Raw genomic sequence first — 14,972 nt, forward strand, 5'->3', positions numbered from 1 at the left:
TCGAGGTGATCGCCAAACCGACCGACCGTCAGCCCACAACAGCCGCCGCTTCACCGGCTAAGCAGTAACCAAGAGTTAGCGATGCCCTGGAGACTCGGCTGAATGTACGCTCCGAGGCGCTCACCCGGATTATGAGTCAAGTCGTGCTTCTGCCCTTAAGTCGTCAACTGACGGGCCAAGCGCTCATCAGCTTCGACTGTATCCTGACCAGTGCGTCGCTTAGCCGTGCGGCTTCATCAAACCGGGTTTCCTGGTATGGCGGGCGGGCGGCGGAATCGAGCACGATAGCCTCGGCGGACTCCGAGAGCCGACGCAGAGGTGTTCTGAGCCATTGGGCGGCACAAAAGAGCAGCGCCAGAGCCGCCACCGCGCCCGCGCCGAGAATGATCCAGAACGACCGGATCAATTCACGGACCGGCGCCATGGCCTGGTTGGCATTCTGCCGTACCAGAAGAGACCACCCGAAGCTTGGAAGGTCTGCAAAACCAATGGTGGGGACGATCACGACAAAGTATTCCTTGCCGTCAGGCCATAGCTCGCTGAGAAACGCGGTGGTGAGCCGGCTGGCTGCCAGGGCGGAGCCGACGTTGAGGGGCTTGTTGGCGAGCTCAGGTGGACCAAACAAGACTGTTCGGTTGCGCGAAAGCAGCAGCACCTCGATTCCGGGCGCCTGTAAAGCCGTCATCCCCTCACCTACCCAGCTCCAATTCAGATGGGCACCGACCACGCCGGCAATCGAACCTGCGTGCCGCAGTGGAGCAGCCAAGTCGATGAAGCGATACGGTTCAGGAGACACCGGCAACAAGCTCGCCAGGAGCTGTGCCTCGTGAACGTCGATGGCAGCGGGCCCCGCAATGCCGCGTTTGAACCATGATCTCTGCGCGGCGCTCTCGCCTTCGAGCATTCCATCCCTGGCCGCCAGCACCTTGCCCTCAAGATCTGCAATGCCGAGCCAGGAATAGCGGCCATCCAGCCGGCTTAGGAACTGGATGTGTTCGTGGGCGCTTGCCAGATCGGTCGGATCGATCAGGTCAGCGAGCCGGGCCACGTCCATCCAAACACCGTAGAGGCGGCGCGCCAGCAGATTAGCGCTTAGTTGGCCGCGAGTCGTCAGCTTGTCTACCTGCAGCTGCTCGCCGCGTTGCTGTAGGGCCGCGGTATACACCGTTGCAGTCACCATGGCTGGAACGAGCATCAGCGTGGCGCCCCCAAAGAACACAAGGGTGCGTATATTTAGTCTTCTCCTGGTCATCACGTCTCCCTAATGGGTTAGCGCCCGTGCCAGTTCGCGGATGATGCGCACGATATCTCCGCGATCAGATCCCGGAACGGCCTGGATCGTGTGCAGCTTTTCGACGATCTGCGCCCGCTGTGTTGCTGTTGGCGAAAACCTGAGCCGATAGCCGTCTCGGGTTGACGCAACGACATGTGCGTCGACATCTCCAATGATGGGGACGCTCAGTTTCCCTGCCGCCCCTGCCACAAGTCCGGACGGACCGCTAATGCGCGCGCCGCCCGGACTGAGATTGATCAACCAGCCGCGGTATCTGGCGTCTCCAATCGTTAACGTGATGGGCTCGGGTACCTGCCGCTGCGGTCGATTGGGGCGAGGCCGCTCAATGCACACAAAGATCACTATCAGCAGGACGAAGAGGTTGTAGATCGTCCAGAACAAAACGATGGCGACGCCATCGCCGGATGTCGACGAAGTATTGAAGACAAGTTCAGGATTCAGCGGCACCACCAAGCCACCTAGAGTCAGTCCAAACAGAATTAGGAATGGTCGCATCAACCCCCATTGGACAACAATCTTCGTCCTGTCGCCGCCTTTGGCCGTGACCGAGAACTCGTGAGGTCCTCTCGTCAAAAGACCCAGTGCAGCTGCCCGGCAGACCGGCCAGGCAGCAATCAGCTGCGCCGTATCGTTGATTATGGGAATGAATAGTCCCTTCGAAAGCCAATTCAAGGCCACCAAGACCATGGCAAAATAGGGAACATAGTATCTGGTGATATCGACCAATGACGCGTTCACGATCGTTATGCCGAGCCACCAGTACAACAGCGGACAGATGAGACTCGCAAGGCGGAAAGGAAAGGTCGTGGACCAGTACAAAAATGAATCGATGACACTGATCCGGTGCATCAAATCCAGTCGGTGTGAGCCGAAAGGATTGTATGAATTACGTACAATCTGAGTCAGACCAAGGCACCAGCGACCCCGCTGGACGATGTATTCCTTGAGCCCCTCGGCAGCCAACCCCTCGCTCAGTGGCTCGTTGAGATAAACGGTTTGCCATCCGTTTTCTGCAAGTTTCAGCGTGAGCAGGAAGTCTTCCGTAACACTTTGCGTCGCAATGCCGCCGATCTGCTCAATGGCTCGAACCCTCATAACGGAGGAGGTACCGCAGCAGATCGCGATTCCCCAAGCGTCTCGCGCCGGCTCCACGTTATCGAAGAAATGGCGCTGCTCATCCGGATATCCGGTGCTGATGCCCAGGTTGTGCTGGATCGGGTCGGGATTGAAGAAGTGCTGCGGCGTTTGAACCAGCCCGACACTCGGATCGTGAAACAGCGCCAAGGTTCGTTCTACAAAATCGAGATGAGGAACAAAATCGGCGTCCAGGATGGCGACGAATTCCGGCCGATCAGGATCCAAGGCGCGCACCGAGAGCGCATGATTGATGTTTCCCGCCTTGGCGTGCATATTGTCGGAGCGCACGATGTAGCCGACACTGTGCCGCTCGCAAGCTTCGCGGAGCGAATCCCTGCGGCCATCATCAAGCACAAAGACACGAAGCTTGTTGAATCTGACGGCCTTGGCGCCAATCACTGTTCGCTCGAGAATCTCCAGCGGCTCATTGTAGGTCGTGATGAAGATGTCTACCCGTGGCATTTCTTCAGGCGCCCACCAGCCGGCGTGGCGATCTGCTTCAGCAGTCCGTTCCCTTACACGCGACAGGATTACGAAGCCGATGGACGAAGACAACACTGTCAGCGCCTCGAGCAACGCGAAACCCCAGCTGAACAACGCGCCCGCGGTCCAATCGATTGGCTTCAGAGTGTCGCTGAACCGCCAAATTACGTAACGCCAGGACAAAATTGTGGCCAGCCCGAGGAGCAGAGTTCGCCAGTACCACTTGCTTGGATTGAGCAGTGGCAAGACTGTGAAACGAAGTCCAAGAATGACGGCGGCTCCCGCCAATGCGGCCAGTAGTGGTGACAGTACGAGCATCAGAAGCCGTAGCGTGTAAGAAATCGGCGGAACTGTGCAATTGGTCCGCTCGAAAAGATGATGCGTCCGGTGCGTCCGATAGCGCAGCTGAGATCGGGCTGCTGCGCAAGATCCGGCACGGTCACAGTGACGTCGAACCGTTCAAGATGTTGAGTACTTGGTCCTACCGCCAGATTTGCATAGAGTGACGACGCGCCGGAACCGCCGAGTCGGGTGATGGTCCCGTCGAAAATCCGCTCGTCGCCGAACAACCGGAACTGAACCGGCGCCCCGACCGAAAGGCTATCGTAAAGCGACTCGGAGACGCCCGCTGTGACTATCAGGCTGTTGCAATCGACAAACTTAAGGAGGTCTTGACCACGCCGTGTGTGCTCGCCGTGCTCCCGCAGAACATCCCAGACCAAACCGGAGACTCGGGCGTTTAGTATGGCAGAGGTCAAACGATTGACACGCAGGCGCTCGGCATCGATTTGCCGACCAAAGTGGGCGATCCGGCCTTTCACTTGCTCCTCCTCGACATGCAGTTCGGCCAGTCGCAGGTCGATATCCCGAATTCGCTGCATCGAGAAGGGAGCGTCGCTAGAGGCCTCTGCGATGAATACACCCTCGCGGGCCGAGGCGAGTTCCGTTTCGAAGTAACTGACACGCTGCTGTGCACTCTCCAATTCTTGCTGTGCCACATCGAGTGTGGCACGAGCCCGACCCAGATTGGCTATCGTCTGCACGCCGCGATTGCTCAGCTCGTTGGCCCGCTTGAATTCCGCGTCCGCCTCGCGCAGCCGCGCGGCAGATGCGTCTTGGGCCGCTCTGGTTTCTGCGATCCGCGCCTCGATCTGCCGGATTCGGCCGCGCTGATACCCGGTTGATTGCGCATCGAACTCGGCCCTTGACAGCGAGAGGGCGGCTCGCTGGCCCCCAACGCGTTTAAGTTCGATTTGTTGGTTGTCTCGATCGCGCTCGAGGTCGAGAAGTCGAGCGGTATCGAATCGTTCATCGGTCACTTCAGCCGCAAGTTCCCCCGGGTTGACGCGCGTTCCGATGCTTTTGACGGAGAGGCTTACTCTTCCTTCGATAGGGGCGCGAACAATATAGAGCCGTGCATTTACGGTCGCATCTGCCGACGTTCCAGAGAAGTGCTCCCCAACGATGACGTATAGCCCCCCGACCAAAAGAACCAAGCCGACGACCACACGTGCGAGCCTCATGGCTGACTTCCGATCGCATCGGGCCGGAGAGCGAGAGCAGGCTGAAGTTGGTATTGGCAAGTCATACGGTCTGCTCGCGGTATTTGTGAGCCGTATTGCCTGAGCGAACGGGCTCTTTAGGGCATCCGGAACGGCACAGGGAGCCAGATTGCTCCGCGTGTTTTGCGCTGGGCCGATTGTATCTTCGTGTTCGGACCGCCCGCCGAACGGCCAAGCGCCTGATCTTCAGACCACCGTTCTCCGCTGATGCACCCGGACAAGGGCGGAATCGACGACCGGATATTTGTAATCGGCTCGTCGGATATGGAGTGGACGATACGCCACCAAACCCCTTCCCGGTGCATCCACTGAAGCGGCGGAATGCTATCCATTCCCCAAGAGGCCTCTGGAAGATCACGCCAAGGAGGGTATGTAAGCGCGTCCAAGGCGCACCGTGCACGAACACCGGGTTGTGCCGATTGGTCGGGCCCTTCTGATCGGGTCCGCCAAACATCAGGTGCGCTATTCTCTCCCAGCCGGCTTCGGTGAAAGTCAATCCGTTCATTGCACTCAAGATTGCCTCCCAAAAAAACGTCCTCGATCTAACTTCCCTGCAAACACCACCTAGGCGGACCGCGGGGACTTCTTCCATACTTCGTCCGATCTGCTTGCCCGTTTCGTCGGCTGTTTTGGACGACAGGCCGGCAACTGACGGCCGCTCTCTAATGCAGCTCCCGTGTCCGCCCCAGGCAATACGGTTGAGATTTGCGCTCACTCCTGAGACTTCGGACGCAAATCGTTCCGTGTAACGTCGTTAAGCGAGGGGGTCATGACTGACATCGACCCTCTAGGCCGGTTCGACCGCGCCGGTCTCCAAGTTCCGCTCAAAGAAGTGAGCAGTTGATCGGGCTATTCCTATGAACCGCAACTTGCCCAAGACGCGTACGGTGATCAGCCGCCCCCTGTTTCTTGCGGTTGGTCTGCTCCGTTGCTTTTTGATGGCAGTGGCGAGCTGCATCTTCCGTTCTTTGGGTGGGCTCTTCTCTCCCAGCGTAGGTTGGGCGTGTTTTCTCCCGCGGTTGCAGATCGATGAGTTGCTTAGATGAAGTCTGCATGTTGCGATGTCCGTTTGTTGCACGTGTGCTACTCACAAAAGGGCTATAGTAAAGTTAGCTGAGAACCGCGGACAACGAACCTACCACTTTTGATACAGAACAGCGTCCGCACATTCGAATCGACCGGTGGTGAAGTGTCGGCGGCGATGACCTTGCCCCTCCGGCTTGTACCCGCGAGTGCCTGCGCTGATGGCCGACACCTCGCTCTCCGGCACCCGCGTGGCGCGGGAACTGGACCGGCTGATGATTGAGAGTGGCAAGCCCAGCATGGTGGTCAGCGACAACGGCAGCGAGCTCACCAGCAGCGCCATTCTCGCATGGACCAACCAGAGCTGCGTCGCGTGGCACTTACATCGCGCGGGCAAACCCATGCAGAACGCGTTCATCAGAGCTTTAACGGTCGGCTGCTGGATGAGTTTTTGAACGAGACGCTGTTCACGTCGTTGGCCCAAGCCCGCGTCGCGCTTGGATGCTGGCGGGCCGACTACAACGATACGCGACCCCACTCGCAGCTCAGATAGAGAACCCCGTCCGAGCTCGCCACGACCTGCCACAGGCGCCCAACACGGCAAATCCAGCGGCAAGGACGAACTCAGAACTGGATAAAACCTTTGGGGGCAAGGTCATTGGCGCTAGATGACAAAATGCCAAGCTCGCCGTCACCATCCGCTGGAGTTATCTCGCTCCCAGGGTGTGACGCGCTTTGTCGATGATGGCCGCCGCATCGAGCTCGACAACAACATTATCGAACGTTCGATCCGTCTGATCGCGCTCAACCAGAAATACGCTCTTCGCGAACGGAGCTTCGTTACGGCGAACTCGCTTGGCCCCCGTGCAGCATCGCGTTGGCGTCGCCTTCGTTCCCGCATGCGTCGAACCGGCCCTATCGAAGACATCGGCAGAGTCGCGGCTGGCGCCGGCTCCTCGGCCGCGAGGGCCTCTGGCAGCTCCCTTGCTTGTTGAGCGGGTGCGGCGGGACGCAGCAAGAGCTGATGAAACATGACGTTGGACACTCGTTAGATGCGCTGTTCGAGCGCGCCAAGCGACAGGGATTTAGGGCAATAGACCCCAGGGTCGGCAAAATAATTGAGATGCTCGCCACATATCACGCGACGCATGAATTTCCGCTAAAGCCGCCACGCGAGCACCTTGTCGTCGGCGACGTCCTCGTGGGTAGTCCACAATGATCGAGCAATTCGTCCTTGTCCGAGGGCGGTAGGACGGATTGACGATCGGGCCGGCGCGCCATTCGACATCGCTGCCGAGGCGGACTTCCTTGCGCCGAGGAACGAGTCGAGCAGCTATGCGACTTCTACCCGGATCTGGAGTGGGCGCTTCCCAACACGACGCCGACTTCCGTTGCCGGCGTCGCGGCGCTGCTTCGTTATCCCAGAGCGCAACACCTCCCCGGCTATGTAGGCCTAATGCTCTGAGCTCCATTGATGTCCGTTGTCACCTCAAGCCGACATCCGCATCGCTCTTGAAGGACGTCAGATGCCAAAGAGAAAGCGTCGCGTGAGCGGGGCTTTCCTTCGGAGCCTTGAGAGTCAACACCATCCAACGGCTGGCCCGCCGAACTTATACTTCACGCCAATCTTGGCCACCGACAGCTTGTTCTTCAAGTCAATGTTAGCGATTGCGGGTGCGCCTGCGAAGGCTGAGACATCCAGCGCGATGTTCTTCTTGTCGAAACTCAATCTAGCTATACTCGATAAGATGCGCTCCACTTGGGCGAGAACGCGTATTCCGCACCCGAGCCAAGCAACCAACCCCAGCTCGTGCTGGAGGAGCTCACGGAAGCCGCTCCGCCGAAACCGGCAGGGACGCTGAAGTTATGATCCGTTTGCATCCAGGCCGCACCTCCCTTGACGTACACAAGTGTCCGGTCGGCAACAACACCGCCGACCCGACCCGTGACGGTGGCTAACCAATCGCTCTTGGCCGTGCACGATGCCCCAATTCTGAGGCCGGGACTGGTGCCCTTCACATCCACACCGGCGATGTCACCCTGGACGCCAAAGATGGCCCGACCGAACTGCCAGTTGTAGCCAGCCTGTCCTCCGCGGAGAGATCCGCTTCTGTTGACAAATGAAGGCAGAGACGACACGCCGTCCAGTCTTGCCGGCATGCGCCAGCGCGTTGCGCATGAAGTGGACGCGGCACCGTTGCAGCTGGCATTGAGCACCTTGGCTACGGTGGCCTTGATACCTTCGTGGGCATCGGACACGACGAGCTTGACGCCGCGCAGGCCGCGGCGGGCGAGCTTGCGCAGGAACGCCGTCCAGAACGTCTCCGCCTCGGACGGGCCGATGTCCATGCCGAGGGCCTCGCGTCGGCCGTCGCTATTGACGCCGACCGCGACAATCACAGCGACGGATACCATGCGGCCATTCTGGCGCACCTTCACGTAGGCGGCGTCGATCCACAGATATGGCCAGTCGCCCTCAATCGGGCCGGCGAGGAACGCCTTAACCTTCTCGTCGATCTCGCCGCACAGTCGGCTGACCTGGCTCTTGGAGATGCCGGTCATGCCCATGGCCTGCACCAGATCGTCCACCGAGCGGGCCGAGACGCCCTGCACATAGGCCTCCTGCACCGCGGCCGTGAGCGCCTTCTCGGCCATGCAGCGCGGCTCGAGGAAGCCTGGAAAGTAGGAGCCCTTGCGCAGCTTGGGAATTCGCAGCTCAACCGCACCGGCGCGGGTCTCCCAAATCGGTCCCGGTAACGTTACGCTGGGCCAGACGCTCGGGGCTCTTCTCGCCATAGGCCGCCCCGGTCTGGCCTCCCACTTCCAGCTCCATCAGACGCTGGGCGGCAAAGCCGATCATCTCGCGCAGCAGATCGGCGTCGGGGGACTTCCCTACCAGCGTGCGCAGGTTCATCATGTCGTCGGTCATCGCTGGTTCCTCGGTTGCCTTGGCGTGTCGCAACCCGATCCTACCGGAGAACTGCCGGTGAGCACCGCAAAGCCGCCCGCCCGCTACGGCGCTATTGAGGGCGCGCGTCTGGGCGGCTTCGCTCTACCGAGCTACACCACCACCAGGAACGACCAACTTTTCAGGAACGACCAACTTTTCTGCGTGTGGCTGGTTTGCTTCGGCCCACCGGTTAAGATGTCGACCGAGGGAGAAGCGATCGCACGACATCGCGCCGCGCCTCGACGAGCTTTCCAATGTTCTTGCCGCCGTCGATGCTGCGCTCGATGGCTTTCGAACGGAACGGCTGCATCCGCGAGGCGTGAATAAATCTTTCGGATTACGTCGCCGAGCGCCGCTGGACCAAGGACGGAGGCTTCGTCAACGACGAACCGTCTGTTGACACAGAATCGAATACGGCGTCTAGATGTAGTTGTCACGGTCTCTCAAATCGCAAGATAGAGAGCTAAGAGGGAAGCCGGTACGGCCGAAAGCCAAAGCCGGCGCTGCCCCCGCAACTGTAAGCGGCGAGCCGCTGTCGACAGAGTCACTGGCGCAAAATCTCGGCGCCGGGAAGGCCAGACAGCAGCAAGAACCCGCGAGCCAGGAGACCTGCCGTGACAACAACAGAGTCCTCGGGCGGGGTGTCCCGGTGGTCGCTAGCCGGCAGTGGGCCGCCGAGGGCGGCTCGTTTTCCGCATGCGCCTACTTCAGCCTTGCCCCAACCCAAGTGGGATGCCGATGTCTGGTCTGGGTCAAAGCAATTCGTTGCAAGCCGCATTGCCGCGCTCGATCGTCAAACGCGAGGGCGGCACGCTTGTCTTCGATGCCAGCAAGATCCGTTCTGCGATCGCGCGCGCGGGGCGGGCGAGCGGCGAGTTCGACGACGAGGCGGCCGGCCGGTTCATGGAAGAGACTATCAAGGTCATCGCGCACCGCTTCGTCGGCGCAACTCCCAAAGTTGAGGAGGTACAGGATATCGTCGAGCAGGTGCTGATCGCGGCGGACTATTTCGCCACTGCGCGCGCCTATATCGTCTATCGCGAGAAACGCGGACAGGCGCGCCAGGACCACACGACGACGGTTGATGTCGCCGCTTCCATCAACGAGTATCTCGAACGTAGCGATTGGCGCGTAAATGCCAACGCCAACCAGGGCTATTCGCTGGGCGGACTCATCCTAAACCTCTCGGGCAAGGTCGTCGCCAACTACTGGCTGTCGCACATCTACCCGCCGGAGATCGGCCGCGCCCATCGTGACGGCGACCTCCATATCCATGACCTCGACATGCTCGCCGGTTATTGTGCCGGCTGGTCGCTGCGCACGCTCTTGACCGAGGGCTTGAACGGGGTGCCCGGCAAGGTCGAGGCCGGCCCGCCGAAGCATCTGTCGAGTGCGGTCGGGCAGATCGTCAATTTTCTAGGCACGTTGCAGAACGAGTGGGCGGGCGCGCAAGCCTTCAGTTCGTTCGACACCTACATGGCGCCGTTCATCCGGAGGGACCGCTTGAGCTACGGCGATGTACTGCAATCGATCCAGGAGCTCATCTACAACCTCAATGTCCCCTCGCGCTGGGGTACGCAGACGCCTTTCACCAATCTCACCTTCGACTGGACCTGCCCGGAGGACCTGCGCGAACAGGTGCCCGTGATCGGCGGAGAGGGGATGGATTTCACCTATGGCGACCTCCAGTCCGAAATGGACATGATCAACCGCGCCTATATGGAGGTGATGACGAACGGCGATGCCAAGGGCCGTGTATTCACGTTTCCAATCCCGACCTACAACATCGCCGCGGATTTCCCGTGGGAGAGCGAGAACGCAGATCGCCTGTTCGAGATGACGGCGAAATACGGCCTGCCCTACTTCCAGAACTTCATCAATTCCGAGCTTAAGCCGAACATGGTCCGCTCGATGTGCTGTCGGCTGCAGCTCGATCTTACCGAGTTGCTCAAGCGCGGCAACGGCCTGTTCGGCAGCGCTGAGCAGACCGGCTCTATTGGTGTGGTTACCATCAATTGCGCTCGCCTCGGCTATCTGCATCGCGGCGACGAAGCGGGCCTATTCGATCGCCTCGATGCGCTGCTGGAAATCGGCCGCAACAGCCTGGAAATCAAGCGCACGGTCGTGCAACGCTACATGGACCACGGACTTTTTCCCTACAGCAAGCGCTATCTCGGCACGCTACGCAACCATTTCTCCACGCTAGGCGTGAATGGTGTCAACGAGATGATCCGCAACCTCACCGCCGATTGCGAGAACATCAGCACACCTTGGGGCCATGCCTTTGCGGTACGGCTGCTTGATCATGTGCGTGCGCGCATCTCGGCGTTCCAGACCGAAACCGGCACCATGTTCAACCTCGAAGCCACGCCGGCGGAGGGCACGACCTACCGCTTCGCGAAGGAAGACCGCAAGCGCTACCCCGGAATCTTGCAGGCGGGCACCGGCGATCTCCCCTATTACACCAATTCGAGCCAACTTCCGGTCGGCCTCACCGATGATCCATTCGAGGCGCTTGAGCGCCAAGACGAGCTGCAACGCAAATACACCGGCGGTACGGTGCTCCATCTCTACATGGGTTCACGCCTGTCCTCAGGCGCAGCGTGCAAGAAGCTCGTGCGGCGGGCGCTCTCAAATTTCCGCCTACCCTACGTCACCGTCACGCCGACATTCTCGATCTGTCCGACGCACGGCTATCTCGAAGGCGAGCATGTCTTCTGTCCCAAATGCGACGCCGAAAAGCTCGCACTCAAGCGGCATGCCGCCGCGAACTGAAAGGAGACCACAGATGAACGAGTCTAATGCCCATACGACGAGCAGCGATCCTGCGGGGACGCTCAGCCACGACGAGCGCCAGCCCTGTGAGGTCTGGACTCGCGTGATGGGTTATCACCGGCCGGTGTCGTCGTTCAATTGCGGCAAGAAAGGCGAGCACAATGAGCGCAGGTTCTTCGCTGAAACGCGCGCCGCGCTCGGCTGAGCTGCGAATTGGCGGGGTCGCCCGGCTGTCCACCTGCGACTGGCCGGGCGAGCTCGTGGCAACGGTTTTCTGCCAGGGCTGCTCTTGGTCGTGCGGCTATTGCCACAACCCGCATCTGATTTCCCCGAGGGGAGAGTCGGAAATCCCGTGGCAGGAAGTGCTATCTTTTCTCGATAGCCGTCGCGGGCTGCTCGACGGCGTGGTGTTCTCTGGCGGCGAACCCACTCTCCAGGCTGCGCTGCCGGACGCAATGCGTGCCGTGCGAGGCGAACTCGGCTTCCGCGTCGGATTGCACACCGCCGGGCCCTGTCCCACACGGCTGTCCGCTGTACTGCCGCTCGTCGACTGGATCGGCTTCGACGTCAAGGCTGCGTTCGATCACTACAAGCGGATCACTGGCGTCGTTGGGAGCGGCATCAACGCCAAGGCCAGCCTCGTGCGTCTGCTCGAAAGCGGCGTCGCGTGCGATATCCGCACGACGGTTCATAATGCTTTGCTGGATCGCTCCGACCTGGCGCGTCTGGCGTCCGACCTTGTCGCGCTTGGCGTTCCTGCCCATCGGCTTCAGCCGTTCCGGGCGGCGGGATGCACGACCGCGAGCCTTCTTTAGTCCCCGTGAGCCGCTGCCGTCCGGGTGCCGGTTGCAGCACATATCCCTGCCATTCCCCCCCGAGTTGCGGTCCGCCCGACACCAGACACTGCTGCGGCGGCTGGAGAAACACTTCGCGTTTTGCCGCAGGAGATCTGCGGGCGCCGGTGTCTGCTGGTGGTGCGGCTCTAGGCAGGCGCGCAACGATTCCGTTGTCCGAAGCGACGCGTCAAGTCCACAGCCGCATTGAACAGTCCGTGAATGCCTTCGCGCCAGGCCACCATGGGCGCGGCGCGTGGCTGATCTGCTATGTTCAGCAGAAATGTGGGAGAGTGGCCAGGGCCGCCTGTCTCCAAGATCGCTCCCGAATCGCCACCAACGTCGGGGATCGTAGCGTGGAACAAAGCAGGCAGTGTGCCGAACTGAACTGCTCTAATGCTGCTTCGCGTGAACTGTGTCGCAATTGTTAATCGGCATTCTTGTTCCTCATCCGACATCCGCACCAGAGGCCGGCGGTCAGCGTACGCGTCCGGCACCCCAGGCAGGCGAAGGTCGGTGGCGAAGCGCTTAGGCAGCAATGGCCGCCGGGAACTGATGGCCGGAATTAGCAAATTTACGCGCATTTGCGTGCACTTAGGTCTGCTCCTCTATGCCTTGGCCTCTCGCGAGATCGCGTGTCCCGTGCATCGTGCGGCAACAATATTCCTCGCGATCGCGGTGAACGCCCTCTTCGTGCACCTTGAAATCCGCAAGTCGCTTGGTGAAGTGCTCTCGTTCGGAGCTGTCCCAGCTCAACGGCCGGGGAGAATCGGGCGGGGAAGCCCCGTTGGGGAGCGTTTGCAATCGGCGCGATGGGCGCTGTCGGCTTTGGAATAGGTGCTAATGTTCCTGCGCGTTCGACATTGCCGCGGATTGTTGAAGCAGCGCCTCTAGTTCCTTCTTCCAGCTCATCTTGTGTTTGTGTGTCTCCCCGAACGGCCATCGGACGAGGCTAACTTGGTGCGGTCCGCGCGTCCAGCGCCCCCTTTTGGTAGTTGCGAGGCCGGCCCCGTTGAGCTCGAACGCAAGGTGGGATTAGCTTAACTCGGTGTCCATCAAACCGGCAGCAGCTCAGTTGTCCGAAGCAATTCGACGGCTCGTTGAGATCGGTCTGAAGATCAAGAAATGAGAGAATTCCCCTCCCTTTCCGTTTTCGCGGTTGAGGTCGACCGGCGTCCCGTCTTTGCATTTGCTTCAAAAACCCACGCGGCAGCCGAAGCGATCTTAAAAGGTGAGGAATTGCGCACGAAACTCTCGGCCCTGAAGTCTGGCGGGGCCCTTCTGTGCGACGATTACGGCATCATGCGCTTGCGCCTAGCGCGACCTGCGGAAAGAGAGATCTATGAGGACCGGCGCTTTGGACGAATCCATCACAACGAGTTCTACGGTGCCTTCTTGATCGAGCTGGATCGGGACGCGGGTAGTCTAGATCACGTCTTGGCCGAATTGATTGACCTCGGAAACCCGGAAGGCTCGGATTGAAAGCGTAAAAGTCCTAACTTCTCTTTCGCCCCTTTATTGAGATGACTCGCGTGGGTCCCATCGGTCGGCTCACGGCAGGATCAGCTTGCGGACCGTTCTCAGGTGTGGCCCTCCCTCGACGAACGGAATCCATTCGACCTCCTCGAACCCGTAATCGATTCACCACCAGCAATCGGTTGATGACGCTCCTCGCCATGGGAATTCTTCGACCGGTGACTCGTCGTCTTCCGGGTCGCCTCTATCGAGCGTGACCTTCCCAACCAGGCAGGGCGACAGCGACGAGAAGAAGTCGCGCCGGAGGCGTTGGCGGCTGGTCACTTGACCTTGAGTGTCAACCGCATGAACGTGAAATACGTGCTTCGCGATATCCGAGCCAATTGTCACGGCTTCCATGATGATTGCTCCTGTTAGGTACAGACATCGCCAGCATAGCGCCGGCGCCGAGGGAGCGGGGCCGTCTTCCCCATCAACGGTCGGCTGCGGATAAGTTTTTGAACGAGACGCTGTTCACGTCATTGGCCCAAGCCCGCGTCACGCTTGGATGCTGGCGGGGCCGACTACAACGATACGCGACCCCACTCGCCGCTCGGATGGAGAACCCCGTCCGAGTTCGTGACCTGCCACCCGCGCCCGGGATCTGGCGCTGCGCTATGCGGAAGGCTCCGCGCCAGCTCCCGTCGCTCCTACGTCTGTGGGCCCCTGACGCGGGATCGCACCGGCCTGGGTTCTTTTCCATTCGCGGACCGCGTGGGGCTCATAACAGTTCTATATGTCGAACAAGCGCGAAGTGCCTCCTCGGCAATGGAGCGAAGGTGTTCGCCCCGCATTCAACTCCGCACTTCACGGGTCCCGTCAGACACCACTTGTCCATCCAATTCCTCCTCAGGCGGGATAATTCCAATCCCTAGAAACGAGGGGCTGGAGGAACTCGAAAAGGCGGCGGGGCACCACCGCCGGAGTGACGGAAAACGCCATATCGCCGGGCGCGCTCACGTCGCTTGCGGGACCGCCAACTGCGAGCGCCATAACCCACTCCAAAGCCGACGAAGAAGATCATAGTGATAACAAGAATGGCCATTGTCATTAGGACGACTACTTCGCTGGAGGTCTTGATTCGCACTCCCCCCACTAGCGATAGCAGCCGGTAGAAAGCTCGAATATCTGCTTGGTACAATCTTGCGCTGCGTCCGATTCAAGCTTTTTCGCCACTCCAGCCAATATTTTATCCCAGCCTACAGCTGACTCGCATCAGGATGGCTTGCGCCTCCGTCGGAAGTACCGCGCTGCGAGCGGGCACCGGAAACGCTTATTTTGCTCGATGTATGTCGTTCGCTGCGGTCGGCAGCGCCTCCCGGCGCGCGCCCATGCTGATCTTTCCCGCCATACGCCGCTGAACCACTTTGATGGCACCGCCCCTATCACCACCGAGAACT

At 60.1% G+C, this 14,972-nt stretch carries 10 protein-coding genes, 4 pseudogenes and 1 riboswitch; of the genes and pseudogenes, 7 read left to right on the forward strand and 7 right to left on the reverse strand.

The window, feature by feature from the left end; translation table 11 throughout:
* Positions 1-163: 163 nt before the first annotated feature.
* The 3 genes from AC0L21_RS36015 to AC0L21_RS36025 are packed head-to-tail and all read right to left on the reverse strand — an operon-like array spanning position 164 to position 4,437.
* Positions 164-1,252 (reverse strand): PDC sensor domain-containing protein, encoded by a 1,089-nt coding sequence (locus tag AC0L21_RS36015; RefSeq protein ID WP_473266590.1) that lies wholly within the window; start codon positions 1,250-1,252, stop codon positions 164-166.
* A gap of 9 nt (positions 1,253-1,261) precedes the next feature.
* A complete protein-coding gene (locus AC0L21_RS36020) occupies positions 1,262-3,232 on the reverse strand; it encodes a glycosyltransferase (RefSeq protein WP_473256140.1) in 1,971 nt (656 codons plus the stop codon).
* Positions 3,232-4,437: an HlyD family secretion protein gene (locus tag AC0L21_RS36025; protein WP_473256141.1), complete on the reverse strand. Its 1,206-nt coding sequence runs from the start codon at positions 4,435-4,437 to the stop codon at positions 3,232-3,234. Before AC0L21_RS36025 ends, AC0L21_RS36020 begins: the two co-directional genes overlap by 1 nt.
* Positions 4,438-5,697: 1,260 nt before the next feature.
* Between AC0L21_RS36025 and AC0L21_RS36030 the strand changes: the two are divergent.
* Positions 5,698-6,049 (forward strand): annotated as a pseudogene (locus AC0L21_RS36030) (integrase core domain-containing protein); the annotation flags it as partial.
* A 172-nt stretch (positions 6,050-6,221) separates the two neighbouring features.
* Positions 6,222-6,323: pseudogene (locus tag AC0L21_RS36035) on the forward strand (IS66 family transposase); the annotation flags it as partial.
* 755 nt (positions 6,324-7,078) lie between these two features.
* On the opposite strand, the gene AC0L21_RS36040 reads toward AC0L21_RS36035, so the two are convergent.
* The 3 genes and pseudogenes from AC0L21_RS36040 to AC0L21_RS36050 form a co-directional block, all read right to left on the reverse strand.
* Positions 7,079-7,228 carry a hypothetical protein gene (locus AC0L21_RS36040; protein ID WP_473256142.1) on the reverse strand — a complete coding sequence of 50 codons (150 nt, stop codon included), beginning with the start codon at positions 7,226-7,228 and terminating at the stop codon, positions 7,079-7,081.
* Positions 7,229-7,233: 5 nt separating this feature from the next.
* Positions 7,234-7,659, reverse strand: a complete 426-nt coding sequence (locus tag AC0L21_RS36045) for an outer membrane protein (protein WP_473266592.1) — start codon at positions 7,657-7,659, stop codon at positions 7,234-7,236.
* Positions 7,619-8,428 (reverse strand): annotated as a pseudogene (locus AC0L21_RS36050) (IS256 family transposase); the annotation flags it as partial. The gene AC0L21_RS36045 and the pseudogene AC0L21_RS36050, both read right to left, overlap by 41 nt.
* Positions 8,429-8,868: 440 nt before the next feature.
* A riboswitch (cobalamin riboswitch) is annotated at positions 8,869-9,080 on the forward strand.
* 107 nt (positions 9,081-9,187) lie between these two features.
* Between AC0L21_RS36050 and AC0L21_RS36055 the strand changes: the two are divergent.
* The 4 genes from AC0L21_RS36055 to AC0L21_RS36070 all read left to right on the forward strand — a co-directional run bounded on the left by AC0L21_RS36055 (position 9,188) and on the right by AC0L21_RS36070 (position 13,539).
* The gene (locus tag AC0L21_RS36055) at positions 9,188-11,224 is read left to right on the forward strand and encodes a ribonucleoside triphosphate reductase (protein ID WP_473266594.1); all 2,037 of its coding nucleotides are present in this window, start codon (positions 9,188-9,190) and stop codon (positions 11,222-11,224) included.
* 13 nt (positions 11,225-11,237) lie between these two features.
* Positions 11,238-11,429 carry an anaerobic ribonucleoside-triphosphate reductase gene (gene nrdD, locus AC0L21_RS36060; RefSeq protein ID WP_473256145.1) on the forward strand — a complete coding sequence of 64 codons (192 nt, stop codon included), beginning with the start codon at positions 11,238-11,240 and terminating at the stop codon, positions 11,427-11,429.
* A complete protein-coding gene (locus tag AC0L21_RS36065) occupies positions 11,386-12,039 on the forward strand; it encodes an anaerobic ribonucleoside-triphosphate reductase activating protein (RefSeq protein ID WP_473256146.1) in 654 nt (217 codons plus the stop codon). The genes nrdD and AC0L21_RS36065 overlap by 44 nt, the downstream gene beginning before the upstream one ends.
* 1,143 nt (positions 12,040-13,182) lie before the next feature.
* A complete protein-coding gene (locus tag AC0L21_RS36070) occupies positions 13,183-13,539 on the forward strand; it encodes a hypothetical protein (RefSeq protein ID WP_473256147.1) in 357 nt (118 codons plus the stop codon).
* Between the two features lie 159 nt (positions 13,540-13,698).
* On the opposite strand, the gene AC0L21_RS36075 is transcribed toward AC0L21_RS36070, so the two are convergent.
* Positions 13,699-13,932 carry a hypothetical protein gene (locus AC0L21_RS36075; RefSeq protein ID WP_473266596.1) on the reverse strand — a complete coding sequence of 78 codons (234 nt, stop codon included), beginning with the start codon at positions 13,930-13,932 and terminating at the stop codon, positions 13,699-13,701.
* Between the two features lie 89 nt (positions 13,933-14,021).
* Between AC0L21_RS36075 and AC0L21_RS36080 the strand changes: the two are divergent.
* Positions 14,022-14,242: pseudogene (locus tag AC0L21_RS36080) on the forward strand (integrase core domain-containing protein); the annotation flags it as partial.
* Between the last annotated feature and the right edge of the window lie 730 nt (positions 14,243-14,972).

This window comes from Bradyrhizobium sp. WSM4873 (assembly GCF_055811355.1).